The organism is Rhizobium sp. Pop5 (assembly GCF_024721175.1).
Classification (GTDB): domain Bacteria; phylum Pseudomonadota; class Alphaproteobacteria; order Rhizobiales; family Rhizobiaceae; genus Rhizobium.
This window is the reverse complement of sequence record NZ_CP099399.1, coordinates 4,321,507-4,347,577: the sequence shown is the minus strand read 5'-3', so window position 1 is coordinate 4,347,577 and position 26,071 is coordinate 4,321,507. Positions and strand designations below refer to the sequence as shown.

The following is a 26,071-nucleotide window of genomic DNA, read 5'->3' as shown; positions in this document are numbered from 1 at the left end:
AGCTCGTTCAAGCCGGGACTAAAATTTTAACGATCCGAAAGCCGTGAAAAGCAGAGAGATATCAGAAGGCGTCGGGAAAGTGCCGGGGCAGCCGGCCCGGCATGACCGCCACGATATCATAACGCTGGGAAAGGCGGGGGTAGTCAGCCTGACGCGCAAGCCAGAGATCGCTTGCCGCCCTTATCCGCTTTTGCGCGACAACAGAGACAGCATCGACGGCCGCGCCCTCGTCATGACGTGCTTTGACTTCGACGAAGATGGCGAGATCGCCCTTGCGAGCGACGATATCGATTTCGCCGAGCCTGGTGCGGTGGCGCAGCGCCAGGATGCGATAGCCCTTCAGCATCAGGAAGACGGCCGCGACATATTCCGACACGCGACCCCAGCGCTGGGCCTTCCTCCTGATGGCGGTGAGATCGCTATCGGCCATCGGCGCCCTTCATCTCCAGCAGGCGCTGGTAGAGCACCTTGCGTGGCAGGCCGGTGAGCCGGGCCGCCTCGGTCGCGGCCTTGGCCGTCGGCATAGTTTTCGACAGATCCGCGAGCACGGCCTCGACATCGGCCTCATCAGTCTCGACCGGTTCCGGCGGACCGACGACGAGGACGATCTCGCCCTTGACGTTTTCCACCTGCTGATAATGGGCGGCAAGCTCTGCCAGCGTGCCGCGGCGGAACTCCTCATAGGTCTTGGTCAGTTCGCGGCAGACGGAGGCTTGGCGTGTGCCACCGAGCACATCGGCGGCGGCGAGAAGCGTTGCGCCGATGCGATGCGGCGATTCAAAGAAGATCAGCGTCGCCGATGCCGCGGCAAATTCACCCAGCCGGTCGCGGCGGGCCTTGTCCTTGACCGGCAGGAAACCGGCAAAGAGGAAGGCATCATTCGGCAGGCCGGAACCGACAAGAGCTGCGAGCGGCGCCGACGCCCCGGGGATGGGAACGACGCGATAACCCGCCGCGATCGCCTGCTGCGCCAGCCGGTAGCCGGGATCGGAAACGAGCGGTGTGCCGGCATCGGAAACCAGCGCCACCGACCGGCCCGCCTCCAGCGCCTGTAAAAGCCGGGGACCGGCCTCATCGGCATTGTGCTCGTGATAGGAAAAGGGACGGTTCTGGATACCGTAGCGATCGAGCAGCACGCGGGTGACGCGGGTATCCTCACAGGCGAGCACATCGGCGCCGGCGAGCGTTTCCAGCGCGCGCAGCGTGATGTCGCCGAGATTGCCGATAGGGGTCGCGACCAGATAGAGCGCCGGTTCCAGCGGCCGTGCCGGCACCGTTGCATTGTGCAGGCGGAAGCTTCGCCGGCCGGCGGTTTCCGCTGTCGTTTCCTCAGTCATGCCATTTGCTTTCGTCCCGCCGGCGCCGCGCCGGTTCATCGGCCTTTATGGGCGAGCGGCCCCGCTTCGGCAAGGGTTCGGATTTCTGTGAGGATTGCTCTGGAAAACCTGAAATGCACGCGCCCGGTCCTCCATGCCTCTTGCAATCCGATGCTGAAGTCTGCCATTTTGCCCGTCCACTCCCTCGATCTCACGGTCGGGAAAGCATTTCTTCGGGTGCTCGACGCGCCCGGACAGTCACGGTCGAAAGCGGTAGCATCCCATGCGTATTACTATTGAGCGGTCAAACCTGTTGAAATCGCTGAACCACGTCCACCGCGTGGTCGAACGTCGCAACACGATCCCGATCCTGTCCAACGTACTGCTCAAGGCCGACGGCCAGAACCTCGACATGAAGGCGACCGACCTCGACCTCGAAATTACCGAGGCGACGCCGGCAAGCGTCGAGCAGGCCGGCGCCACCACCGTTCCCGCCCATCTTCTCTACGACATCGTGCGCAAGCTTCCCGACGGTTCGGAAGTGCTGCTTGCCACCAGCACCGACGGCGGCTCGATGACCGTGCAGTCCGGCCGCTCGAAATTCTCGCTGCAGTGCCTGCCGGAATCCGACTTTCCGGATCTGACCGCCGGCACCTTCACGCATTCGTTCAAGCTGAAGGCGACCGATCTGAAGATGCTGATCGACCGCACGCAGTTTGCAATCTCGACGGAAGAGACGCGCTATTATCTCAACGGCATCTTCTTCCACACGATCGAAAGCAAGGGCGACCTGAAATTGCGGGCCGTTGCGACCGACGGCCACCGCCTGGCGCGCGCCGACGTCGATGCGCCTGCCGGCTCCGAGGGCATGCCCGGCATCATCATTCCGCGCAAGACGGTCGGCGAGCTGCAGAAGCTGGTCGACAATCCCGAGGCGGTCGTGACCGTCGAGGTTTCCGATGCCAAGATCCGCATGACGATCGGCTCGATCGTCCTGACCTCGAAGCTGATCGACGGCACTTTCCCGGATTACCAGCGCGTCATTCCCACAGGCAATGACAAGGAAATGCGCGTCGACTGCACGACCTTCGCGCAAGCCGTCGACCGCGTCTCCACGATCTCCTCCGAACGCGGCCGCGCCGTGAAGCTCGCGCTTTCCGAAGGGCAGCTGATGCTGACCGTCAACAATCCGGATTCCGGCAGTGCGACCGAGGAAGTCGCCGTCGGCTACGATACGGACGCAATGGAAATCGGCTTCAATGCCAAATACCTGCTCGACATCACCGCGCAGCTTTCCGGCGAGGAGGCGATCTTCCTGCTGGCCGATGCCGGCTCGCCGACGCTGATCCGCGATACGGCCGGCGACGACGCCCTCTACGTGCTGATGCCGATGCGCGTCTGACGGGAACGAAGGCGCCCGTTTCCGGTTTCCTCCCGTCAGGCCGGAGGAATTCAGGATGAAAAAGACGGGAGCGGTGCGCATTGGCATTTCAGGCTGGACCTATGCGCCTTGGCGCGGGCAATTCTATCCGGAGGATCTGCCGCAGAAGCAGGAGCTTTCCTACGCCGCCCGGCACTTCCGCTCGATCGAGATCAACGGCACTTTCTACGGCTTGCAGCGGCCTGAAAGCTTCGGCCGCTGGCGGGACGAAACGCCGGATGATTTCGTCTTCGCGGTCAAAGGGCCGCGCTTCCTTACGCATGTGCGGCGGCTGCAGGAGATCGTGGCGCCACTTGCCAATTTTTTCGGCTCCGGCCTGCTCAGGCTCGGCCCCAAACTCGGGCCGATCCTCTGGCAATTTCCGCCGAATATGGCCTTCGATCCGGCTCGTTACGAAAATTTCCTGTCACTGCTGCCGCATGATCACGATGCGGCGATAGCGCTTGCCAAGCGCCACGACGCGCGCCTCAAACACGCTTGGCTGAGAAGCGACGGGCATCAACCGATCCGCCATGCGCTGGAAATCCGCAACGACAGCTTCCGCTCAGCTGAATTCATCGAGATGCTTCGGCGACACAAGGTCGCTCTTGTCTGCGCCGATACGGTGAAATGGCCGCTATTGATGGATATCACCGCTGACTTTATCTATTGCCGCCTGCATGGTTCGGAGCAGCTTTATGTCAGCGGCTATGAGGACGAAGCGCTCGATCTATGGGCCGAACGCATTCGCGCCTGGGCAACGGGCGGAGAACCCGACGATGCGATGCGGGTGCTTGAACCCGTGCCGGCGCGCGCCACAGGCCGCGATGTCTATCTCTATTTCGACAACACGGATAAGAAGCTGCGCGCGCCTGTCGACGCCGAGCATCTGGCCGAAAGGCTTTCCGATCTCCCGCCTCGCTCCACCCGAAAGGCTGCATGAGCTGTTGATGCCGATGTTCCTGTTGCGAAAAACCTTGTCCCGGCAGCGACAACGCGCATATTAGAGCGTCAGGTCAATATGCAAATGGGTGGAGAATGAGCTTACGTGTCAGAGTGAAAGAGCGGCTGGGCAAGAGGTTCGACGACGAGATCCGCTTCTTCAGAGGCATGATGCAGGGACCAAAGACGGTCGGCTCCATCGTGCCGACCTCCTCGATCACCGCCAAACGCATGGCAAGCGTCATCAACCTCAATTCAGGGCTGCCGGTGCTGGAGCTCGGACCGGGCACAGGCGCCGTCACCAAGGCCATCCTCGGCCGCGGCGTGAAGCCGGAAAACCTCGTCGCGATCGAATATTCGACGGATTTCCATGAGCATCTGAAGCGGGCCTATCCCGGCGTACGCTTCATCAACGGCGACGCCTTCGATCTTCAGGCGACGCTCGGCGATTTCGGCGACCGGACATTCGATTCTGTCGTCTCGTGCATTCCGCTTCTGAACTTCCCGATGGCGATGCGCGTCTCGCTGCTCGAAAGCCTGCTCGATCGCCTGCCCGCCGGACGGCCGGTGGTGCAGATCTCGTATGGCGCGATCTCGCCGATCGCTGCCAATCCGGACCGCTACCACATCCAGCATTTCGATTTCGTGGTCCGCAACATTCCGCCGGCGCAGCTCTGGATCTACCGGCGCGGCTGAGATGTTCGGACTTTATATCACTCATCCGCAAGTCAAGATTGATGCGAATGTTCCCGTGCCGAAATGGGGGCTTTCCGATGTCGGCGCCGCGCGCGCCCTCAAAGCCGCCGAGAGCGGCTGGGCCAAGCAGCTGCGGCGCATCATCTCCAGCGACGAGACGAAGGCGATCGAGACGGCCGAGATCCTGGCCGAAGCCTCCGGCGCCAGGATAGAGATCGTCCATGGCATGCATGAGAACGATCGCTCGGCTACTGGCTTCCTGCCACCGCCACAGTTCGAAGAAGCCGCCAACTGGTTCTTTGCCAACCCGGAGGAAAGCTTCAAAGGTTGGGAACGGGCCATCGACGCCCAACGCCGCATCGTCGAGGCGGTGAATAGCGTTCTTGCGACGCATGATGCGGCAGCGCCGATCGCCTTCGTCGGCCATGGCGGCGTCGGCACGCTGCTCAAATGCCATTTGGCAGGCAGGCCGATCTCGCGCGACCGCGACCAGCCGGGCGGGGGCGGCAATCTCTATGCTTTCGACCTTGCGGATCGCCGCTTATCATGCGACTGGACACCCATCGAAGACTGGCGGGGGTGACTTCACATGGACGCACGCGAGCGGCTGATCGTCGGCCTGGATGTTCCAACGATCGGCGAGGCCGAAAGATTGGTTTCCACGCTCGGCGACGACGTTCTCTTCTATAAGATCGGCTACCAGCTGGTCTTCGCCGGCGGGCTGGAATTCGCCCGCGAACTCGCCGCAAGCGGCAAGAAGATCTTTCTCGACATGAAGCTACTCGACATCGACAACACGGTCGCCTCGGGCGTCGAGAACATCGCCAAGATGGGCATGTCGATGCTGACGCTGCATGCCTATCCCAAAGCAATGAAGGCTGCGGTCGCGGCCGCTGCCGGCTCCGGCCTCTGCCTTCTGGGTGTCACCGTGCTCACCTCGATGGATGCCGAAGACCTTGCCGAGGCCGGCTACAGCCAAGATCCGCATAGCCTAGTGCTGCGCCGCGCCGAACAGGCGCGCACGGCCGGCATGGGCGGCATTGTCTGCTCTGCGGCGGAAGCGGCCGAGGTGCGCGAGATCATCGGGCCCGACATGGCGATCGTGACACCCGGTATCCGCCCGACAGGCAGCGACAAGGGCGACCAGAAGCGGGTGATGACCCCGTTCGACGCGCTGAAGGCGGGAGCTACGCATCTCGTCGTTGCCCGGCCGATCGTCAAGGCGCCCGATCCGAAGGAGGCCGCCCGCGCCGTCCTCAACGAGATGGTGACGGCGCTCTGGCCGGCAAACCGCTGAGATTTAACGGCAAAAGGGAGAAGACCATGGCCAAGGGATACTGGATCGCCCGCGTCGACGTTCGCGATGCCGAGCGCTACAAGGATTATGTGGCGGCGGCCAAGCCGGCCTTCGAAAAATACGGCGCGAATTTCCTGGCGCGCGGCGGCGCCTTCACCGAACTCGAAGGCAAGGCGCGCGCCCGCAACGTCGTGATCGAATTCCCCTCGATGCAGCACGCCGTCGATTGCTACAATTCGCCGGAATACCAGATCGCCGCGAAAATCCGCCAGGAAGTGGCGGATGCGGAAATGGTCGTCGTCGAGGGCATCTGACCACCTTCGCATCCGCAAAACTCGCGGCGCGATAGGCCTTCCCGTCGCGCCGGGATTCGGCTAAGACGGAGCCGATACAGCATCCCGCACAGCCTTTCGAGGAGCCTGCCATGACCCTTGCCAACCTGCCCCCGCTCGTCACCGTGTTCGGAGGGTCCGGCTTCGTGGGCAGGCACGTGGTTCGCGCGCTTGCCAAGCGTGGCTATCGCATCCGCGTTGCCGTGCGCCGCCCCGATCTCGCCGGCTTCCTGCAGCCGCTCGGCAATGTTGGCCAGATCTCTTTCGTGCAAGCGAACCTGCGTTATCGCAATTCGATCGACCGCGCCGTCGAGGGTGCAAGCCATGTCATCAACTGCGTCGGCATTCTGCACGAAACCGGCCGCAATACCTTCGACGCAGTGCAGGAATTCGGCGGCCGCGCGGTCGCTGAAGCGGCACGCAACGCCGGCGCCGGCCTCGTCCATATTTCGGCGATCGGCGCCGACGCCAAATCCGTTTCGGATTATGGCCGCACCAAGGGCCGCGCCGAAGCCGCCATCCACTCCATCAAGCCCGATGCGGTGATCTTCCGCCCGTCGATCGTCTTCGGACCGGAGGACAGCTTCTTCAACAAGTTCGCCGACATGGCGCGCATGTCGCCGGTTCTGCCGCTGGTCGGCGGCGGCAAGACGAAATTCCAGCCTGTCTATGTCGAAGATATCGCCGAGGCCGTTGCCCGCGCCGTTGATGGCAAGGTGGCCGGCGGCAAGATCTATGAACTCGGCGGGCCCGAGGTACTGACCTTCCGCGAATGTCTCGAGATGATGCTGAAGGTGACGAACCGCAAGAACCCGCTGGTATCCCTGCCCTTCGGCATCGCCTCGATGATCGGCAGCATCGCTTCGATGATCCCCTTCATAACGCCGCCGATCACGCCGGATCAGGTGCGCCTGCTCAAGCACGACAATATCGTCTCCAGAGAAGCCGAGGCGGAAGGCCGCACGCTGAAAGGCCTCGGCATCACGCCCACCATGCCGGCATCGGTGCTCGGTTCCTACCTCGTGCAGTATCGCCCGCACGGCCAGTATACCGGCACCGGCAAGGCTGCCTGATCATATTTCAGACAATGGAAAACGCCGCCCGCGGATAACGCGTGCGGCGTTTTTTTCGTGTGGCATCCGGCAATCCTGGCGCAAGTTCGCCATGTTTTTCTGCCCGTCATCTCGATCGGCGTTGCATAAAAGACGCACCGGAAATTTTGTGGAATTAACACCAAATTTAGCAGGAACGTTTATTGCTATTTGTCATTCCACTGACTACCAAACCCCGCGCGTCTTCTGAAGGTTTCAACGCCTGCGATAGCGCGCGGCAATCACTGTGAAAGGCATTCTCGATGGGCAAGTCAATCGCGCTCCTGTTTGCGTGTGCGGCGCTGGTTATCCTTGCAGGCTCTTTCGTTGCGCCCGGTTCGGTCGCGGCGGTGAAGGGCGATTGCTCACCGGCCTACGGCGTCGATCCTTGCTCTACGGCTTCGATCAGCCACTGAAAGTGGCCGGCCGTCTGCGCCGGCGTTCTGCCTAAGACAACAGTCTAGAAACACCTGAAACAAGGTGTTTCATCAAAGCTCAGCCTGCCTTAAAAGCGGCAAGGCTATTTTCTCAATATCGCTATCTGAAAAATCGGCTTACCGCTCATCGCGTGCCCGCTTGCAGCGTCGGCCGGGCAATTGCATTCACGCCGGGAGTGACGCGAATGCAATGCGGCGGGGATGATCAGGCGATCAACCCGGTTGCGGCCATGCCAAGCAGCAAGACGCCGAGGATGATGCGGTAGATAGCAAACAGCGTGAAACGGTTGCTTCTGATATAGGCAAGGAGCCATTTGACCGCGATGAAGGCGACAACGGTGGAGACGACGAAGGCGATGCCAAGCGCGGTCCAGTCCTCGCCGGCCGCCCCGCCATCCTTGAACGTCTTCAGCAATTCATAGCCGCTGGCGGCATACATTGTGGGAATGCCGACGAGAAAGGCGAATTCGGTCGCCGCGGCGCGATTGCCGGTGCCTGCCAGCATGGCGACGAAGATGGTGGCGCCGGAACGCGACGTTCCCGGGAAGATGCCTGCGACGATCTGGGCGATGCCGACCAGAATGGCGACAAGCCAGGTGATCTCCTTGTGAGGGGCCTTACGCGCCGCAGCCCATTCGGCGAAGATCATCCAGATACCGCCGATAATCAGCGCCCAGGCGATAGGCGTTGCGGTCTCCGGAAGTTCGAAGCCGAGCTTCTTGACGATCAGCCCCAGAATTGCGGTGATGAGGAAGGCAACGATCAGCTTGGCCGCATAATCGCGATTCTCAGGCTGACGCCAGCCAAGCACCAGATCCAGCAGGCGACGCCAGTAAATGATGGTGACGGCAAGGATGGCGCCCGCTTGGATGACGATGTTGAACATGTCCGAACGGTGTCCGAGCCATTGCTCGGCAATGATCAGGTGGCCCGTGCTCGAGATCGGCAGGAATTCGGTAATCCCCTCGACGACGCCGAGGATTGCAGCATTTATATAGTCCATACATTGTCTCCGGTTTAAAGTTCGGTCTGGCCTGAGCGCTTGGGCCGATCAGGCTGCCGCTTCCATTCATTCGTTAGACCGTGTTTCGCCATTGCCAGATGACGAGAAATCCGATTCGCTTGTATTGGCGGGGCCAAGCTCCTATAGCTTCAACCAATGAGTCATGACTAGGGCGCTATAATTGAGCTGCCGCACAGTCCTGTAACAGCAATCACAAAGCCCGAGTATCGATGCCCACGCTTTATCATCATCCCATGTCATCCGCATCTCGCTTCGTCCGGCTGATCCTGGCGGAATACGGCTATCAGGCGGATCTGATCGAAGAGCAGACATGGGAGAAGCGCCGGGACTTCCTGGCCCTCAACCCCGCCGGCACGCTGCCGGTCTATGTCGACGACAGCATGCGCGCGCTGTGCGGGGCGACCGTCATTTCCGAATATCTGGACGAGACGCATGGCGTGTTGAAGCGCGACCGGCGGCTGCTCGCCGAGGACCCTTTCCAGCGGGCGGAAATCCGCCGGTTGACCGAGTGGTTCATGCAGAAGATGGAAAACGACGTGACGAAGCCGCTTGCCCGCGAGCGTGTCTATAAGTTGCAGATGACGGCTGATCAGGGCGGCGGAGCGCCGGATTCGAAGATTTTGCGCACGGCCCGCGCGAATATCCGACAGCATATGCGCTATCTCACCTGGCTTGCCGGCTCACGCCAATGGCTGGCGGGCGAGCGGATGAGCTATGCCGATCTTGCCGCTGCCGCCTCGATCTCGATCCTCGATTATCTGGGCGAGATCGAATGGGCGGACGCACCTGTCGTGAAGGACTGGTATCAGCGGCTGAAATCGCGCCCATCCTTCCGGCCGATGCTGACCGAGCGCGTGCGCGGCCTCACTCCGGTTTCGCACTACGCCGATCTGGATTTCTGACGAGGGCTCTTCATGCCCGAAGCTGATGACAAAGAGCGGCGACGCCGCGACAATTTGACCGACTTCGTCAAGGCGGAATCTGCCGCCAAGGGCTTCGATCTCTGCCGCATTACACGTCCGGATGCGATCCCGCAGGCGAAGGAGCGCCTCGGCCAGTTCATCGATGCCGGGCACCACGGGACGATGGACTGGATGGCGGAGACGCGCGAGCGGCGCGGCGACCCTCTGACGCTTTGGAGCGAGGTGCGATCCGTCGTCGTCTTCGGCCTCAATTATGGGCCGGAGGAAGATCCGCGCGGCATCCTCGACAAGCCAGACAAGGCGGCGATCTCGGTCTATGCGCGCAATCGCGATTATCACGATGTCATCAAGGGTCGGCTGAAGGAAATCGCAACGCGCTTTGCCGCGCGCGCCGGCGCCGATGTGAAGGTGTTCGTCGATACCGCACCCGTCATGGAAAAGCCGCTTGCGGCAGTGGCCGGCCTCGGCTGGCAGGGCAAACACACCAATCTCGTCAGCCGTACACACGGCTCCTGGCTGTTTCTCGGCTCGATGTTCACCACGGCCGATCTTGCCGTCGACGCGCCGGAGATCGATCATTGCGGCTCCTGCCGCGCCTGCATCGATATCTGCCCGACGGCCGCCTTTCCCGCGCCTTACCAGATCGATGCACGGCGCTGCATTTCCTACCTCACCATCGAGCATAAGGGATCGATCGATCCCGATCTGCGGGTGCTGATCGGCAACCGCATCTATGGCTGCGACGATTGTCTTGCCGTCTGTCCCTGGAACAAGTTCGCCAGCTCCGCCTCCGAGATGAAGCTGAAGGCAAGGGAAGACCTGCAGGAGCCGTCGATCGCCTTTCTGCTGACGCTCGATGACACCACCTTCCGCGCCTTCTTCAGCGGCTCGCCGGTGAAGCGGATCGGTCGCGACCGCTTCATCCGCAACGTGCTGATCGCCGCCGGTAATTCCGGCGACAGGGCTTTCGTCGCGCAATGTCTCGCGCTCGCTGGCGATGCCTCGCCGGTGGTGCGAGGGATGGCTGTATGGGCGCTTTCGCGGCTGATGGAGGCTGGCGAATTCTCGGCCTTTGCCGCACAAAGGGCTGATGAGAGCGATGACGACGTATTGAACGAATGGCGACTGGCGGGAGTGGGCTGATGCATGTGATGATCTTTGGCTGCGGTTTTTCCGGCACGGCGATCGCCAAGGCCTTCGCAGGCGGCGGCGTGCGCGTGTCCGGCACGACGCGCTCGGCGGAGAAGATGGAAGCGCTGAGCCGCGACGGCATCGAGGCATTCCTTTTCGACGGCGAGACCCTGGAAGACCGTCTGCGCGAGTCTTTGGCTGGCGTCACCCATCTCGTGCAGTCGATCGCGCCGGGGAAAGCCGACCCGCTGCTGCGGCTGCTCGGCGAAGATGACGCAGGCCTGCTGCCGCGGCTCGAGTGGATCGGTTACCTCTCCACCGTCGGCGTCTATGGCGATCACAAAGGCGCATGGATCAACGAGGAGACGCCCTGCGTGCCCGTTTCCGGACGGTCGAAGGAACGGCTCGAGGCCGAGGAAGGCTGGCTGGCGATGGGAGAAAGGCGTGGCGTGCCCGCCGCTATCTTGCGCCTTTCCGGCATTTACGGGCCGGGACGCAACGCGTTTTGCAACCTGGAAAAGGGCACGGCGCGACGTCTCATCAAGAAAGACCAGGTGTTCAACCGCATCCGCGTCGAAGATATTGGCTCGGCAGCGCGATTCCTCTCGGACCATCGCCTCGGCGGCATCTATAATGTCACGGACGATCGGCCCGGCCCGCCGCAGGATGTGATTGTCGAGGCAGCGCGACTGATGGGCGTCGAACCGCCACCGGAACAGGCCTTCGAAACCGCCGACCTCTCACCGATGGCGCGCTCCTTCTACGGCGAGAACAAGCGAGTGTCGAATGCGAAACTCAAAGCCGCCGGCTTCGAATTTTCCTTCCCTGACTACCCGATATCGCTTGCGCAATTGTGGCAGGACGAACGCTGGCGCGGTTAGATCAGGCCGTTGCCAGCGACCGGGGTTATCACCCAAAATGAGTAGGAAATTCCTACTTTCTGCATTTAGCAGAACAATTCTCGCCGCATATCATGGTTAACGGCCCCTGAATTTGCTCAAATGTGGCAGCAAATATGGCGAAGGCAGAAAAAATATTTCGTGATTTTTGTGAAGGCCTTGAGGTTTAAAACTTCCTCGGAAAAATCATTTGAATTTTAGCTGATTTCATTGCGTTTTTTCCACATCCTGCCACACGTGGCAAATTCTCATATTTTATCAATGGCCTCACAAATATTACAATCTGTAACATTCCGTGATCGGCCCCGGCACTTTTTTGCCATTTTTCGACGGATTTAAGCCCCGCCGCCTGCAAGGGCGTGAGTTCAATAGTTGAGGGACACTCCGTTTTGAAGAAAATCTGCCGTTCTATTATCGCTGCCACAACTATTGCAGCCTGCTCTTCCTTGCTTCCGGCGGAAGGTTTTGCTGCAAATGGCTGTGGCGGTGCTTCATGGTACGCACTTCGCTCCAAAACTGCTTCCGGGGAACGTATGAACCCTGCCGTCTTGACTGCCGCACATCGTTCGCTCGCATTCGGCACCAAGGTGAAGGTCACCAACAGCAACAATGGCCGCACCGTCGTCGTTCGCATCAACGATCGTGGTCCGTTCATCCGCGGCCGCGTGCTCGATCTGTCGCGCGCCGCCGCCCAGAATATCGGCATGGTGAGCTCCGGCACTGCGAAAGTCTGCTACCAGGTCATCAGCTGAGGCCTACCGAGCCTCTTGCAACCGGCTGCGCCTCAGCGGCGCTTGCTCTTGCCGTCAATCGCGGTTACCACGCGGTTGAGACTTGTGAACACTCCGCCCGCGACCGTCGCGCGATCGTTCACATGCCATGGCAACAGGAGACATGTGAATGCGTCTGGGCGGCCGCCTCGAAGGGGCGATTTCTGTGCTCGCGGACATCGATGCCCGCAAGCGCCCTGTCGCCGACGCGCTGAAGGACTGGGGCCTTGCGCATCGCTTCGCCGGCTCCGGCGATCGCGCCGCGATCGGCAACATCGTCTACGACGCATTGCGCATGCGGCTTTCCCATGCCTGGCTGATGGATGACGACAGCGCCTCGGCCATCGCTTACGCCGTCATGTTCCGCCAATGGGGTTTCACGTCAGACAGCCTTGCCGCCGAACTGGCGGACGACAAGTTTGCGCCGCCACCGCTTTCGCCCGAGGCCGTCTCGGCCTTCGAAAGCCGCTCGCTCGACGATGCGCCGCCGCACATCCGCGGCGATATTCCCGAATGGGTTCAATCCTCCTTCGAACAGGCCTTCGGTGCCGAATGGCTCGCCGAGGCACAGGCGCTTGCCGCCCGCCCGACGCTCGATCTGCGCGCCAACATTCTGAAAGCCTCCCGCGACAAGGCGGTCAAGGCACTCGAACGGGCCGGCGCGCATGCGGCGAAGATCGCCCGCTACGGCATCCGGATTGCCGCAGGCGAAGGCGCCTCGCGTCTTCCCAACGTGACAGCCGAGCTTTCGTTCCAGAAAGGCTGGTTCGAAGTTCAGGACGAAGGATCGCAGATCGTCGCCGACCTGGTGCTCGCGAAAGACGGCGAACAGATCCTCGACTATTGCGCCGGCGGGGGTGGCAAGACCCTGGCCATGGCGGCGGCCATGCAGAACAAGGGCCAGGTTCATGCCTATGACGCCGACCGCAAGCGGTTGGCGCCGATCATCGAGCGGCTGAAGCGGGCGGGCACGCGCAATGTCCAGGTGCATGACGACGCCAAAGGGCTATCCAGCCTTGCCGGACGCTGCGACAAGGTGCTGGTTGATGCCCCCTGCACCGGCACCGGCACGTGGCGGCGGCGGCCCGACACAAAATGGCGGCTGACCGCAAAAAACCTCGACGAGCGCACCGCCCAGCAGCAGGACGCGCTGGCGCAGGCGAGCGGCTTCGTCAAATCGGGCGGCGAGCTGATCTATGTCACTTGCTCGGTGCTGCCACGGGAAAACGAGGAACAGGTACGCCGCTTCACGGCTGACAATCCTGATTTCCAGATCGTCAGCGCCCTGCCCGCCTGGGACGCCCTGTTCGGCAAGGATGCCCCGCGCCCGCACTCTTCCGACGGCCTGACGGTGACGCTGACGCCGGCCTCCACCGATACGGACGGCTTCTTCTTCTGCCGCATGCAGCGGAAAGCCTGACTGGGGCGATTGCCGCCGATTTTCCAGGCGGATGCCTTGGCAACAAGCGCGTGTGCAGTGTTTTCCCATCTTAAAATCATTCCAAACTAGAGTATTTGACACCAGTTTGCTTTTGCGCGAAGAGACGGGGCCCGATTAGACGGAAAATCCGTCACAGGAGAGGATCATGAAACTCAACACATTCCGCGCAGCCGTGCTGGCGATTGCCCCCGCCGCCCTGCTCGCCCTACCCGCGCAGGCCGAGACCGACGCTAGCGCCGTGGTGAAACATTATGCCGACGTGGCGCACGCCAAATACGAGGACTCGCTGACGACGGCCAAGGCGCTCGACGCCGCCATCGACGCCTTCCTGAAAGCGCCGACCGACGAAACGCTCAAGACCGCAAGGGACGCCTGGATCAAGGCGCGCGTTCCCTACCAGCAGTCGGAAGTCTATCGCTTCGGCAATCCGATCGTCGACGACTGGGAAGGCAAGGTCAACGCATGGCCTCTCGACGAAGGCCTGATCGATTATGTCGACCCCTCCTACGGCACCGAAAGCGACGAAAATTCTCTCTATGTGGCGAACGTCATCGCCAACAAGACGATCAAGATCGACGGCAAGGACGTCGATGCTTCCAAGCTGACGCCTGAATTCCTCTCCGGCACGCTCGCCGAGGCCGGCGGCATCGAAGCCAATGTCGCGACCGGCTACCACGCCATCGAATTCCTGCTCTGGGGACAGGATCTGAACGGCACCGGACCCGGCGCCGGCAATCGCCCGGCAACAGATTACGACCTGAAGAACTGCACGCACGGCAATTGCGACCGCCGCGCCGAATATCTGAAGTCCGCATCCACGCTACTGGTTTCCGACCTGCAGGAAATGACCGACAACTGGAAGCCAGATGGCGCTGCGACGAAAAACGTCGAAGCCGATCCGAAAGCCGGTCTCGTCACGATCCTGACGGGCATGGGTTCGCTCTCCTATGGCGAGCTTGCCGGCGAGCGTATGAAGCTCGGCCTGCTGCTGCACGATCCCGAGGAAGAGCATGATTGCTTCTCCGACAATACCTACAACTCGCATCTCAACGACGCGATCGGCATCGCCGCCGCCTATACCGGCAACTATACCCGCGTCGACGGCACCAAGCTCAGTGGCCCGTCGCTGCACGATCTCGTCGCCGCTAAGGACAAGGCGGTCGATGCCGAGATGGAAGGCAAGCTCAACAAGACGCTCGACGCGATGAATGCCATGGCAAAGCGCGGCGAGACGGTCGAGAAGTACGACCAGATGATTGGCGAAGGCAACAAGGAAGGCAATGCCGTCGTCCAGGCCGCCATCGATGGGCTGATCGACCAAACGAAATCGATCCAGCGCGTTATTGCCGCACTCGATCTCGGCACGGTTCAGCTTGAAGGTTCCGACAGCTTGGATAATCCTAACGCCGTCTTCAAATAAGCAAAAGGCGGACCGCTCCGAAAGCCGGAGCGGTCCGAACCCTGAATGTCGCATGCCCCGGCCCGCCGATTGATCGCCAGCGCAACGCTCTGCGCCCTGCTTGCCGGTTTTTCCGTAGCTGTTGCCGCCGGTTTCGACCTGCCGACGAAACGCGCCGACCTTTCCGAAGCCGATATCAAGAGGGTCGCCGATGTGACGCGGCCGACGGCGGATTTTTCCAAGGCCGAACAATACGAGGCGATGCAGGCGGGGGCTACGACCTCGATCGATCCCGTAACCCAGGACAGTTTCTCGCATATCTCGGCCAATATCCCTTTCGAGGAAGAGCAGAATTTCAAGCTCGGCAATGCCCTCTTCCGCAAGCTCTGGGTTTCCGCCCCCTCTTCGACGCAGGCCTCCGATGGCCTCGGCCCGCTCTTCAACGCCCGCTCCTGCATGAGCTGCCATGTCAATGACGGTCGCGGCAAACCGCCGGAAGGAGGCCCGAGCGCCACTTCGATGCTGCTACGACTTTCGCGCGCCGCCACGACGCCGGAAGAGGAAAAAGCGATAGCGGCGGCCGATGTCCTTAATTTCCCCGACCCTGTCTATGGCCACCAGCTGCAGGATCTGGCCGTTCCAGGCCTTGCCGCCGAGGGCAAGATGGCGATCAGCTACCGCGAAGAACCGGTGACGCTCGGCGACGGCGAGACCGTGTCGCTGCGGCGGCCGACCTATGCGGTAGCGAACCTGGCTTACGGACCGCTCGATCCGGCGACGACGATTTCGCCGCGTGTCGCCTCCGCCATGATCGGCCTTGGGCTGATCGAAGCCATTCCGGAGGCCGACATCCTCGCCCACGCCGATCCCGATGATGCCGACGGCGACGGCATTTCGGGCAAGGCGGCGATCGTGCGCGACCACCGCAGCGGCAAGATCGCGCTCGGACGCTTCGGCTGGAAGGCGCAGAATGCCACGGTGCGCGACCAGAGTGCGGATGCTTTCGCCAACGATGTCGGTATCTCGACGCCCGACGAGCCGGATGCGCACGGCGATTGCACCAAGGCGGAAAAGAAATGCCTCGATATGCCGACCGGCGTGCAGAAGCGGCTGGGAGCGGAAGAAGCGCCGGGACCCATTCTCGACCTCGTAACCTTCTATTCGGAAAATCTCGCCGTTCCGGCGCGGCGCAAGGCGAGCTTCCCCGACACGCTGCGGGGCAAGCGGATTTTCTACGAAACCGGCTGCATTTCCTGCCATGTGCCGAAATTCGTTACCCGCCGCGATACGCCTGACAAGGCGCAGTCCTTCCAGCTGATCTGGCCCTATTCCGACTTTCTTCTGCACGACATGGGCGATGGTCTTGCCGACGGACAGCAGGTCGGTCTTGCAAGCGGACGTGAATGGCGCACGCCGCCGCTATGGGGTATAGGACTGACCCGGACTGTCAGCGGACACAGCTTTTTCCTGCATGACGGCCGTGCGCGGGATCTCACCGAGGCGATCCTCTGGCACGGCGGCGAAGCTGAAAAGGCCCGCAACGCTTTCTCCTCCCTGTCCAAAGACGACAGGGCGGCCCTTATTACATTCCTGGAGTCACTTTGATGCGCCTTTGGCACCCCCTGCTCTGCCTCACTCTGATCGGCTTTGCCACGTCGGCGGCCGCCCAGACCGCCGCTCCTGCGGCAGGGCTCAACGAGGATGCCGTTCCGGCCGTTATGCAGCGCGCCGTCGACGAGGTGATCCGCCCTGGCTACCGCAACATGCAACAATCGGCCGCCCGGCTGACGACGGCGATGAAGGACCTCTGCGATGGCGGCACGCAACAGATGCTCGACAAGGCGAAATCCGCCTTCGACGATACGATCCGCTATTGGTCGATCATCGAGATCGTCCAGACCGGACCTGTGACTCACGACAATCTTTTCGAGCACATCCTGTTTTATCCCGACCGCAAGGGCGTCGGCCTCAAGCAGGTACAGGCGCTGATCGCCAAGGCCGATCCCAAAGATGCGACCGTCGATGCGATCGCCGGCAAGAGCGTGGCGCTGCAGGGCCTGACGGCGCTGGAATATGTGCTTTACGGCAACGGCTCGGACGATCTCATCAAGCAGAAGGGCGGCTTCCGCTGCCTTTACGGCGCGGCGGTGGCCGGCAATATCCAGCGCGAGGCCGGCGAAGTCGTCGCCGCCTGGGAAAAGCCCGACGGGGTGCAGGCGAGCTGGAAACATCCGGGCGCGCAGAGCGACGATTTCATGGACAATAAGGAAGCCGTCACCGCGCTGCTCGGCATTCTCGTCCATGGTGCGGAGAATATCCGCGACCAGAGGTTGGAGCAGTTCTATAAGGGCAAGGATACTCAGCCGCGCCCGCGCATGGCGATCTACTGGCGCTCGAAAAACACCTGGAAATCGATGGCCGCCAATCTGGAGGGCCTGCGCACGCTGTGGCAGAAGGCTGGTATGGCCGAGCTTCTGCCGCCGGACAAACAGGCGGTCGCCGCCGCCATCGACGAAGATTTCAAGTCACTGCTCGACAGCATGCCGAAGCTCAACCCTGATATCGACGTCGCCACCAGCGATGCGGAGAAGGCCAAGCTCGATGCGCTGCTTTCCGAGAGCCGCGATCTTATCACCAAGATCAGCGACGAATATGGCGCGGCCATCGGGCTTTCTGCCGGCTTTTCCTTTTCGGACGGAGACTGAGATCATGATGCAAAGTGCCGCGATCCACCGACGCAGCTTTGTCAGGGCGGCGGGGCTCGGTTTCCTTACGGCCTTGACGCCAAAGTCGCTGATGGCGCTCGAACGGGCTGATGCGGTCTATGCCTCGGGCATTCGGACAGTGCACGGCACCTTTGCCGTCGCGACCGTGACGGAGAGCGGCGAGATCGTCGATCAGGTTGCCCTTCCCGCGCGCGCCCACGGCATGGCCTTCAGCGCCGCCACCGGCAAAACCGTCGCCTTTGCGCGCCGACCCGGCACCTATGCGATGATCTTCGATCCCAGGAACAAGGGCGAACCGGTCGTCATCAACTCCCGGGAGGACCGGCATTTCTATGGTCATGGTGCGTTCTCGCCCGATGGCCGCATCCTCTATGCCAGCGAGAACGACTTCGACGGCAATCGAGGCATGATCGGCCTCTACGACGCCACCGACCGTTTCGCCCGCATCGGCGAATTCGAGACCTATGGCATCGGCCCGCACGACATGACGGTTTCCGATGACGGGCGGCTTCTCATCGTCGCCAATGGCGGCATCGAGACGCATCCGGATTTCGGCCGGATAAAACTCAATCTCGGCGCGATGCAGCCGTCGCTTGTTCTAATCGATGCGGCGTCCGGCGCGCTGATCGAAAAACATATCCTACCTGCCGAATGGTCGGCACTCTCCACGCGCCATGTCGATCTCGACGACAAGGGCCGCATTTGGTTCGCCTGCCAGTATGAAGGCCACCGCAGGGATCTGCCGCCGCTCGTCGGCCATTTCGCCAAGGGCGAGGATCTTTCCTTCGTCGACCTGCCGGAGGAGACGACGCGCAGGCTTGCCAATTACGTCGGGGCGATCGCCGTCAATCGCCGCGAAGGCCTCGTCGGCGTCACCTCGCCGAAAGGCGGCGCTTCGGTGACCATCGATGCCAGGACGGGCAAGGTGCTGGCAGAGACGACCGTTTCCGATGCAGCCGGCATCGCGCCGGCAAGAGACGGCTTTGCCGTTTCCTCCTATGATGGCGATTTCCTGTCGACCCGCAGCGACGTCGCCTGGGATCAACATATCGTGCGGATATCTTAGTCGCTAGCGGGAGCGCGCATAGGCCTTCTGCTCGGCGCTGATGTTCGATGCCGCGGCCCTTGCCGCCTCATGCAGCCATTCGCTTCCGCGCACCCGCAGGTCCTCCAGGATGGCCGCCGCCGCCGGATCGTCGGAATGGCAATTGGCGATTTCGAAGCCCATCAATTCGAGCATCGTCGGCGCAAGCAGGATCTCCGGGTGCTTGTCGATCTCGATCTTGCGGCTGTTCGGCGAGAGCCGGCGCAGGAGGATGCGACCGGAGACGTTATAGCGGGGATCGGCCGAGCGCGCCCGGCCGCCCGCGATCTTGCCCGCATGGATCGCCACGTCCTTCGGTCTATGGCAAAGCGACCAAGCGGAGGGCAGCAGCGCCTTCGCCTCCCGCAACACCGGGCCGCCCCGCCATTCGGCATAGGCGACGAAACGCGGCCGGCCGAGGCTGCCCGTGCCGGCGCTGCGCGGCTTTGCCACGAAGGGACCAGACCCCGGCGGCAACGCGCCTGCCAACACCTCGATATAGGCCGATGGCGCCGGCTTCTCACCGGGAGCCAGGTTTTCATATTTCTCCCAAAATTCCCGGCGTTCGGAATTTGGCAGCACCAACGCCTTGCGCAGCCATTTGTAATCGCGCTCGAGGATGACAGGCAGCGGATTTTCGAGACCCCTGCGATAGCCGCCCAGGATCAGCTCGCCGATCATGCGGACCGAGGGACCATTGTCGCCGCGCGCCAGGATGGCGCTTGCCGCCAGACGCACGAGATCCAGTGCATAGGGCATCACCGCAGCGTCGTCGAAATCATTGACGCCCCAGACGAGCCGGCCCTCGACATCGCGCCAGGTGCCGAAATTCTCCAGGTGCGTGTCGCCGATCGCCAGCACTTCGGGCGCGCCTGCCAGTTCCGGGCAGATATCGAGGATGATTTCGCACCAGCGCCAATAGGTGGCGCGCAGGAAGACGAAGTCGTCGCTGCGCATCTTGTCGTGCTTGTCGCGCAGATCATCCTTGACGAGATCGTCGCCGAGTTCGCCGGCCAGCCAATTCTCGAAATTCCGGACCGATTGCGATATCGTCGTCATGTTTCCGATGCTCCCTTCCGAGACCGATGAAGAGAATACGCGCGGAACGAGAACCTGCAATCACTTCCTATCGGGACCGCCATGTCCCGCTGAACCAGGCCCACACGGCGATGGAAGGCGAAAGGTTGCCCCAGCGACACGGCCCCCGGTTTCCATCGCGGTCCCGGCTCGATTTCGGCAATGTCCAGCTTGTCGAATCCGGCGCGCCATGCCACTTTCGCCGCTTCAAGAGGGGCAGCCATGAGCGAGACTGACAGGGGCGATTTCCGCGCGCGAATCCGCCGTAATTTTGCGCGCCAGGCGGCGATGCAGACGATCGGCGCGGAACTGACACGCGTCGAACATGGCGTTGTCGAGATCGAGCTTCCCTTCGACGTCAAACTGACACAGCAGCACGGCATTCTGCATGCGGGTATCATTTCCGCAGCACTCGATTCGGCCTGCGGTTTTGCGGCCTACAGCGTCATCGACCCCGAAGCCTCGATCCTGACGATCGAATTCAAGGTCAATCTCATGTCGCCGGGGCGTGGCGATCGTTTCCTGTTCCGCGGGGAAATCACCAAACCCGGCTCCACCATCATTGTCGCCGACGGGCGAGGCTACGCAATCAGCGACGGGCCGGCGAAACTTATCGCCTCCATGACGGGAACGATGATGGTCATTCGCGGTAGAGAGGGAATTACTGGATGAAGTTCGAATTGAAATCGGTCGCAGGGAAATCCATCCTCTTCGTGATGGCCGCGGAGGCCGAATACGGGCCTTTCCTGCGCTCGCGTATCGAACCTTTGATGACCGGCGTCGGCCCGGTGGAAGCGGCCGTCGCGCTGACCAGGGCCCTGGCACGGCTCGATGCGGCCGACGACCTGCCGGATCTCGTCGTCTCCCTCGGCTCGGCCGGCTCCGCCAAACTCGAACAGACCGAAATCTATCAGGTCACCTCGGTTTCCTATCGCGACATGGACGCCTCGCCGCTCGGCTTCGAAAAAGGCCAGACGCCCTTCCTCGACCTGCCCGTGACGCTGGAACTGCCGTTGCGTATTCCCGGCATTCCGGAAGCCAGCCTTTCCACGGGCGGCAATGTCATCTCGGGTGCGGCCTATCACGGCATCGACGCGGATATGGTCGACATGGAGACTTATGCGGTTCTGCGCGCCTGCCAGGGCTACAAGCTGCCGCTGATCGGACTGCGCGGCATTTCCGACGGCGTTGTCGAACTGCAGCACATCTCGGGCTGGACCGAATATCTGCACATCGTCGACCGCAAGCTCTCCTACGGCGTCGACAGCCTGTTCACGGCGCTGGAGGACGGCGTTTTCTGGTTCTGAACCTGGCAAGGCCCCGCGCCTTTCAGACGCGCGGGGACAATCGGAACAATAAAAAGCCGATGCCGCCGATTTCCCGGATTGCAAGGCGAAGCGCTTTTCTTTAAAGCCTCGCCATGACCCAGACAGCACATCCCGACTCCGTTCTCATCGTCGATTTCGGCAGCCAGGTGACCCAGCTCATCGCGCGTCGCGTGCGCGAGGCCGGCGTCTATTGCGAGATCGTTCCCTTCCAATCAGCCGAAGAGGGCTTCAAGCGCCTGCAGCCGAAAGCCGTGATCCTTTCCGGCAGCCCGGCTTCCACGGTGGACGAGGGATCGCCGCGAGCGCCTCAGATCATCTTCGACAGCGGCCTGCCTGTCTTCGGCATCTGCTACGGTCAGCAGACGATGTGCATGCAGCTCGGCGGCAAGGTCGAGAGCGGCCATCACCGCGAATTCGGCCGCGCATTTCTGGATGTCGATAAGGATTGCCAGCTGTTCGAGGGCCTCTGGTCCTCCGGCTCGCGCCACCAGGTTTGGATGAGCCACGGCGACCGCGTCACGGCGCTGCCGGAGGGGTTCGAGGTCGTCGCCACCTCCTCCAACGCACCCTTCGCCTTTATCGCCGACGAGAAGCGCAAATATTACGGGGTGCAGTTCCATCCCGAAGTCGTGCACACGCCTGACGGCGCCAAGCTGATCGGCAACTTCATCCACAATATCGCCGGCATCAAAGGCGACTGGTCGATGTCGGCCTATCGCCAGAAGGCGGTTGACGAAATCCGCAAGCAGGTGGGCGACAAGCGCGTCATCTGCGCGCTTTCGGGTGGCGTCGACAGCTCCGTCGCAGCCCTCCTGATCCACGAGGCGGTCGGCGACCAGCTGACCTGCATTCTCGTCGACCACGGGCTGATGCGTAAGGACGAGGCGGCTGGTGTCGTCGCCATGTTCCGTGAGCACTACAATCTGCATCTCCTGCATGTCGACGCCTCCGACCGCTTCATCGGCGAGCTCGAAGGCGTCAGTGACCCGGAAACCAAGCGCAAGATCATCGGCCGTCTCTTCATCGAAACCTTCGAGGAAGAAGCGAAAAAGCTCGGCGGCGCCGATTTCCTCGGCCAGGGCACGCTCTATCCCGACGTGATTGAGAGCGTTTCCTTCACCGGCGGCCCCTCGGTGACGATCAAGTCGCACCACAATGTCGGCGGCCTACCGGAGCGCATGAACATGCAGCTCGTCGAGCCGCTGCGCGAGCTCTTCAAGGACGAAGTACGCGCGCTCGGCCGCGAACTCGGCCTTCCCGACAGCTTCATAGGTCGTCATCCCTTCCCGGGTCCTGGGCTTGCGATCCGCTGCCCCGGCGGCATCACCCGCGAGAAGCTCGAAATCCTGCGCGAAGCCGATGCGATCTATCTCGACGAAATCCGCAAGGCCGGTCTCTACGACGCCATCTGGCAGGCCTTCGCCGTTCTGCTTCCCGTCCAGACCGTCGGCGTCATGGGCGATGGACGCACCTATGAATTCGTCTGTGCGCTTCGCGCCGTCACGTCAGTCGACGGCATGACGGCGGATTTCTATCATTACGACATGGAATTCCTCGGCCGCGCCGCCACCCGCATCATCAACGAGGTGCGTGGCATCAACCGCGTGGTTTACGACGTCACGTCGAAGCCGCCGGGCACGATCGAGTGGGAATGATTTTCGCCCATCCGGGCGTATCCAAAACTACGCCAGAGTGCGATCTAACCCACTGATAAAAATAAATATTCGTGTCGGTGCCTATCGATACCTATCGATGGGCAGAGATCGGAGCCGTCGGCCCCGTTGACGGTCCTTGCCCATATTGATCGGCGTGAGATTTGAAAGTACCGTCAGGACAGATGAGGCTCCTGACGGTACTTTTTAAGCGCTAAACTGCTGACAATACGCAGATTTTTCCGACGAGAGCCCCCCAAAACCGCGCGACGGTACTTTTTTGGAGGTGGCGTACCATGTTGACGGATGCAGCGATCAAAGCGCTGAAACCCAAAGAGAAAATGTACAAGGTGACGGACCGCGACGGCATGTATGTGCGCGTCGCGCCATCTGGCGCGCTCTCGTTCAGGCTGGACTATCGGCTTAATGGCCGACGCGAGACGGTCTACCTGGGCAAATACGGGCGAGATGGAATCTCGTTGGCACGAGCCCGGGAGCTCTGCTTGGACGCGAGGCGAGCTATCGCTGAGGGCCGGTCGCCGGCCATTGAGAAGCAGCGCGAAAAGCGTCGCATCAAGGAGGCGAAGAGCTTTGGCGAGTTCGGCGAAAAATGGTTGGTGAACGCACCGATGGCTGACAGCACCCGAGCGATGCGTCGTTCCATCTTTGAACGAGAGCTATTGCCGGTTTGGCGCAACCGCCTGCTGACGGAGATCACGCCAGATGACCTTCGCGCCCAACGTGGGAAGATCGTCGATCGCGGCGCGCCAGCAACGGCGATCCACGTGCGGGACATCCTGAAGCAGATCTACGGGTTCGCCATTCTCCATGGCGAGAAGGTTGCAAATCCGGCCGACGACGTCGGGCCAGCATCAATCGCCACCTTCACGCCGAAGGATCGCTCGCTGTCTCCTACCGAGATCCGGATCATGCTTAGGCAGCTTGAGAACGTCGCGACCCTGCCGACGATCCGACTGGGGATGAAGCTCTATCTGCTGACGATGGTTCGAAAGAGCGAGTTGCAGGATGCGGTCTGGGACGAGGTGGATTTCGAGAACGCGGTCTGGACGATCCCGAAGGAGCGCATGAAGCGATCGAAGGCGCACAACGTGTATCTCTCGCGCCAAACCCTCGACATCATGATCGCGCTCAAGACCTGCGCCGGTAACTCACGATACTTGCTGCCGTCCAGGTATGATGCTGACGCACCGATGTCGCGCGCGACGTTCAATCGCGTGACCTATGCGGTTGTCGAGCAAGCGAAGAAGGAGGGGCTGCCGCTGGAGCCATTTACCGTCCATGACTTGCGCCGCACGGGTTCTACGCTGCTCAACGAGTTGGGTTTCAATAGCGATTGGATCGAGAAGTGCTTGGCGCATGAGGATGGCCGATCGTCGCGCGGCGTCTATAACAAGGCGGAGTACGAAGTTCAGCGCCGCCACATGATGCAGGAATGGTCAGATATCCTGGACGCGTGGGTGGAAGGACGTAAGCACACGCCCGTTCTCTTGCCACCGGCTATGCCTTTGATGGAGCTAGATCCAGCTCTTTGACCGGCCGCGTCCTGCGCTTAGTGACATCCGGGTGCTGAGCGCGGCGGATTGGCGCCGCACGCCGAGCCAGCAGCCATGCTTCGACTTCGGCTAGGTCCCATACGATGCATCTGGGAGAGAGCGCAAATCGCCGCGGGAATTCGCCTCGCTGCTCCATATCGTAAATCGTGCTGTCTGCCAGAGGCACGATCTCTCTCAGTTGTTTCCGGCGGATTGTTCTTCGGGTCGTCTGAGGTGCTTGGCTCATCTTTTCTCTCTTCATCAATTCTGACTGAGAGATAGAAGACGATAGATCGTGCGCGTTGGAAGACCCCAGCTCTGCCTGTGCGGCAGTAGCGTGCCATAGCGTGCAAATCGGATAAGTGATGACCGCTGCCAACTAGCTTGCATCGTATCGGACGCGAGCGTTTTGGATGTTCTCCTGATTGGTGTTCGCCCACGTAACGAGAGCCATTACTGGCGCAAGAAGCGTCCGTCCAACATCCGTTAACTCATAATCCACGCGCGGCGGAATAGTGGGGAACAATGTCCGCTTCACCAACCCGTCGCGTTCCAGTCCGCGCAAGGTGATCGTTAGCATCCGCTGCGAGATGCCGTCGATCTGACGCCTCAGCTCATTGAACCGAACTGGTCCATCTTTGAGCGTTGCGATGATGTACAGGCTCCATTTGTCGCCGACGAGATCAAGGATCTCCCGAACCATCCGACAGTCGTCACCTTTGCTCGGGGTGGGAAAATCAATGTCACTAAGTGTCATTGGAGTGCCTTCTTGCGAGGGACAGGATAGTCACCTTAATAGTGTTGGTATCAAGAGTTTACTACCCTGTTCACGTCGGAGCAACCATGTCCAACATCCTCCTCGTTACATCGAGCCCTCGTGGCGCCGAGAGCCTGTCCACTCGTTTCGCGACCGAGATCGCCGAAGGCTTCAAGGTTCGCTTGGGCGGCACCGTTTTGACTCGCGATCTGGCGGCTAACCCGCTCCCGCATATCGGCCAAGCGTACATTCAAGGCCGCGTCGCGGCCCCCGAGGCGCGCACACCCGAGCAGCTCAAGGCGATCGGCCTTGCGCAGGAACTCGTCGATGAGGTGAAGGCTGCTGACGTGATCGTCTTGGGTTCAGGCATGATCAATTTCGGTCTGTCGTCGCAGTTGAAGGCCTGGTTCGATCACATCACTTGGCCGCGCGTGACCTTTGGTTATAACGAAGCCGGCATGCCGCAGGGATTGTTGACCGGCAAGAAGGTCTATGTCGTCACGGCCGCAGGCGGCGTCTTCTCAGAAGGCGACTGGGCCGCCTTTGATTTCCAGACCGGCTATCTGCGCCACCTCCTGGGCTTCATAGGCCTGACCGACATCGAAATCGTTCGCGTGGAAGGCACTGTCTTCGGGCCTGAGGCGGCCAAGGCTGCCATCGACGCCGCCGAAGCCCAAGTGCAAGCGGTCCTTGAAAAGGCCGCCTGAAGGCGAGCCGGCCGACTGCTCAGGCTGCGGGCACGAATCTGCATGTCAGCAACCAGAGCAGTCACTCCC

At 61.5% G+C, this 26,071-nt stretch carries 29 protein-coding genes; 22 read left to right on the top strand and 7 right to left on the bottom strand.

Translation table 11 applies throughout. The annotated features are described in order from the left end of the window. Positions 1-61 precede the first annotated feature (61 nt). The gene (locus tag NE852_RS23520) at positions 62-430 is read right to left on the bottom strand and encodes a YraN family protein (protein ID WP_008524856.1); all 369 of its coding nucleotides are present in this window, start codon (positions 428-430) and stop codon (positions 62-64) included. Next, on the bottom strand, positions 420-1,337 hold the full coding sequence (gene rsmI / locus NE852_RS23515) for a 16S rRNA (cytidine(1402)-2'-O)-methyltransferase (RefSeq protein ID WP_037170949.1): 918 nt from the start codon (positions 1,335-1,337) through the stop codon (positions 420-422). Before rsmI ends, NE852_RS23520 begins: the two co-directional genes overlap by 11 nt. Before the next feature lie 262 nt (positions 1,338-1,599). Here rsmI and dnaN point away from each other — a divergent pair, with 262 nt between their 5' ends. The 8 genes from dnaN to NE852_RS23475 all read left to right on the top strand — a co-directional run bounded on the left by dnaN (position 1,600) and on the right by NE852_RS23475 (position 7,510). Then, entirely contained in the window at positions 1,600-2,718 is a 1,119-nt protein-coding gene (gene dnaN / locus NE852_RS23510; RefSeq protein ID WP_258156145.1) for a DNA polymerase III subunit beta, read from the top strand. Positions 2,719-2,773: 55 nt separating this feature from the next. After that, positions 2,774-3,679, top strand: coding sequence for a DUF72 domain-containing protein (locus NE852_RS23505; RefSeq protein WP_008524870.1), 906 nt, complete (start codon positions 2,774-2,776; stop codon positions 3,677-3,679). A 95-nt stretch (positions 3,680-3,774) separates the two neighbouring features. Further along, a complete protein-coding gene (gene pmtA, locus NE852_RS23500) occupies positions 3,775-4,374 on the top strand; it encodes a phospholipid N-methyltransferase PmtA (RefSeq protein WP_008524871.1) in 600 nt (199 codons plus the stop codon). Between the two features lies 1 nt (position 4,375). Next, a complete protein-coding gene (locus tag NE852_RS23495; protein WP_008524872.1) occupies positions 4,376-4,957 on the top strand; it encodes a histidine phosphatase family protein in 582 nt (193 codons plus the stop codon). Between the two features lie 6 nt (positions 4,958-4,963). After that, positions 4,964-5,671 (top strand): orotidine-5'-phosphate decarboxylase, encoded by a 708-nt coding sequence (gene pyrF, locus NE852_RS23490; protein ID WP_008524873.1) that lies wholly within the window; start codon positions 4,964-4,966, stop codon positions 5,669-5,671. Between the two features lie 26 nt (positions 5,672-5,697). Further along, entirely contained in the window at positions 5,698-5,985 is a 288-nt protein-coding gene (locus NE852_RS23485; RefSeq protein ID WP_258156144.1) for a DUF1330 domain-containing protein, read from the top strand. Positions 5,986-6,095: 110 nt separating this feature from the next. Then, complete coding sequence (locus tag NE852_RS23480) at positions 6,096-7,076, top strand: complex I NDUFA9 subunit family protein (protein ID WP_008524875.1); 981 nt, start codon at positions 6,096-6,098, stop codon at positions 7,074-7,076. A gap of 281 nt (positions 7,077-7,357) precedes the next feature. Continuing rightward, positions 7,358-7,510 (top strand): hypothetical protein, encoded by a 153-nt coding sequence (locus NE852_RS23475; RefSeq protein ID WP_008524876.1) that lies wholly within the window; start codon positions 7,358-7,360, stop codon positions 7,508-7,510. Positions 7,511-7,736: 226 nt separating this feature from the next. Here NE852_RS23475 and NE852_RS23470 read toward each other — a convergent pair whose 3' ends face one another. Next, entirely contained in the window at positions 7,737-8,534 is a 798-nt protein-coding gene (locus tag NE852_RS23470) for an undecaprenyl-diphosphate phosphatase (protein ID WP_008524877.1), read from the bottom strand. A gap of 230 nt (positions 8,535-8,764) precedes the next feature. On the opposite strand from NE852_RS23470, the gene NE852_RS23465 reads away from it, so the two are divergent. From NE852_RS23465 to NE852_RS23455, 3 genes are read left to right on the top strand one after another with little or no spacing between them, the layout of a single operon-like run. After that, positions 8,765-9,457 (top strand): glutathione S-transferase family protein, encoded by a 693-nt coding sequence (locus tag NE852_RS23465; protein WP_008524879.1) that lies wholly within the window; start codon positions 8,765-8,767, stop codon positions 9,455-9,457. A 12-nt stretch (positions 9,458-9,469) separates the two neighbouring features. Beyond that, a complete protein-coding gene (gene queG, locus NE852_RS23460) occupies positions 9,470-10,621 on the top strand; it encodes a tRNA epoxyqueuosine(34) reductase QueG (protein ID WP_258156143.1) in 1,152 nt (383 codons plus the stop codon). Continuing rightward, positions 10,621-11,490, top strand: coding sequence for an SDR family oxidoreductase (locus NE852_RS23455; RefSeq protein WP_008524883.1), 870 nt, complete (start codon positions 10,621-10,623; stop codon positions 11,488-11,490). The genes queG and NE852_RS23455 overlap by 1 nt, the downstream gene beginning before the upstream one ends. A gap of 184 nt (positions 11,491-11,674) precedes the next feature. On the opposite strand, the gene NE852_RS23450 is transcribed toward NE852_RS23455, so the two are convergent. Further along, the gene (locus tag NE852_RS23450) at positions 11,675-12,022 is read right to left on the bottom strand and encodes a hypothetical protein (protein ID WP_245270548.1); all 348 of its coding nucleotides are present in this window, start codon (positions 12,020-12,022) and stop codon (positions 11,675-11,677) included. On the opposite strand from NE852_RS23450, the gene NE852_RS23445 reads away from it, so the two are divergent. The 6 genes from NE852_RS23445 (at position 11,907) to NE852_RS23420 (ending at position 18,910) form a co-directional block, all read left to right on the top strand. Beyond that, a complete protein-coding gene (locus tag NE852_RS23445; RefSeq protein ID WP_245270547.1) occupies positions 11,907-12,260 on the top strand; it encodes a septal ring lytic transglycosylase RlpA family protein in 354 nt (117 codons plus the stop codon). The two genes, NE852_RS23450 and NE852_RS23445, sit on opposite strands and share 116 nt — an antisense overlap. A 148-nt stretch (positions 12,261-12,408) precedes the next feature. After that, positions 12,409-13,698 (top strand): RsmB/NOP family class I SAM-dependent RNA methyltransferase, encoded by a 1,290-nt coding sequence (locus NE852_RS23440; RefSeq protein ID WP_258156142.1) that lies wholly within the window; start codon positions 12,409-12,411, stop codon positions 13,696-13,698. Between the two features lie 166 nt (positions 13,699-13,864). Then, entirely contained in the window at positions 13,865-15,139 is a 1,275-nt protein-coding gene (locus tag NE852_RS23435; RefSeq protein WP_008524899.1) for an imelysin family protein, read from the top strand. Between the two features lie 45 nt (positions 15,140-15,184). Beyond that, positions 15,185-16,723: a di-heme oxidoredictase family protein gene (locus tag NE852_RS23430; protein ID WP_008524901.1), complete on the top strand. Its 1,539-nt coding sequence runs from the start codon at positions 15,185-15,187 to the stop codon at positions 16,721-16,723. Further along, positions 16,723-17,823 carry an imelysin family protein gene (locus tag NE852_RS23425; RefSeq protein WP_008524904.1) on the top strand — a complete coding sequence of 367 codons (1,101 nt, stop codon included), beginning with the start codon at positions 16,723-16,725 and terminating at the stop codon, positions 17,821-17,823. The genes NE852_RS23430 and NE852_RS23425 overlap by 1 nt, the downstream gene beginning before the upstream one ends. A gap of 4 nt (positions 17,824-17,827) precedes the next feature. Continuing rightward, positions 17,828-18,910: a DUF1513 domain-containing protein gene (locus tag NE852_RS23420; RefSeq protein ID WP_008524906.1), complete on the top strand. Its 1,083-nt coding sequence runs from the start codon at positions 17,828-17,830 to the stop codon at positions 18,908-18,910. Between the two features lie 3 nt (positions 18,911-18,913). Here the strand turns inward: NE852_RS23420 and NE852_RS23415 are convergent, their stop codons facing one another. Then, positions 18,914-19,987 carry a DUF2252 domain-containing protein gene (locus NE852_RS23415; RefSeq protein WP_258156141.1) on the bottom strand — a complete coding sequence of 358 codons (1,074 nt, stop codon included), beginning with the start codon at positions 19,985-19,987 and terminating at the stop codon, positions 18,914-18,916. A gap of 240 nt (positions 19,988-20,227) precedes the next feature. Between NE852_RS23415 and NE852_RS23410 the strand changes: the two genes are divergently transcribed. The 4 genes from NE852_RS23410 (at position 20,228) to NE852_RS23395 (ending at position 24,538) form a co-directional block, all read left to right on the top strand. Beyond that, positions 20,228-20,677: a PaaI family thioesterase gene (locus tag NE852_RS23410; RefSeq protein ID WP_003583690.1), complete on the top strand. Its 450-nt coding sequence runs from the start codon at positions 20,228-20,230 to the stop codon at positions 20,675-20,677. Then, positions 20,674-21,312, top strand: coding sequence for a 5'-methylthioadenosine/S-adenosylhomocysteine nucleosidase (locus NE852_RS23405; protein WP_008524927.1), 639 nt, complete (start codon positions 20,674-20,676; stop codon positions 21,310-21,312). Before NE852_RS23410 ends, NE852_RS23405 begins: the two co-directional genes overlap by 4 nt. A 113-nt stretch (positions 21,313-21,425) precedes the next feature. Next, on the top strand, positions 21,426-22,988 hold the full coding sequence (guaA, locus tag NE852_RS23400; protein WP_008524928.1) for a glutamine-hydrolyzing GMP synthase: 1,563 nt from the start codon (positions 21,426-21,428) through the stop codon (positions 22,986-22,988). 293 nt (positions 22,989-23,281) lie between these two features. Continuing rightward, positions 23,282-24,538 carry a site-specific integrase gene (locus NE852_RS23395; protein ID WP_008524930.1) on the top strand — a complete coding sequence of 419 codons (1,257 nt, stop codon included), beginning with the start codon at positions 23,282-23,284 and terminating at the stop codon, positions 24,536-24,538. Here the strand turns inward: NE852_RS23395 and NE852_RS23390 are convergent. Beyond that, entirely contained in the window at positions 24,504-24,785 is a 282-nt protein-coding gene (locus NE852_RS23390; RefSeq protein WP_037170961.1) for an AlpA family transcriptional regulator, read from the bottom strand. The two genes, NE852_RS23395 and NE852_RS23390, sit on opposite strands and share 35 nt — an antisense overlap. A gap of 132 nt (positions 24,786-24,917) precedes the next feature. Then, positions 24,918-25,295: a helix-turn-helix domain-containing protein gene (locus NE852_RS23385; protein WP_008524933.1), complete on the bottom strand. Its 378-nt coding sequence runs from the start codon at positions 25,293-25,295 to the stop codon at positions 24,918-24,920. Positions 25,296-25,381: 86 nt separating this feature from the next. Here NE852_RS23385 and NE852_RS23380 point away from each other — a divergent pair, with 86 nt between their 5' ends. Continuing rightward, positions 25,382-26,002: an FMN-dependent NADH-azoreductase gene (locus NE852_RS23380; protein ID WP_008524935.1), complete on the top strand. Its 621-nt coding sequence runs from the start codon at positions 25,382-25,384 to the stop codon at positions 26,000-26,002. Positions 26,003-26,071: the final 69 nt, after the last annotated feature.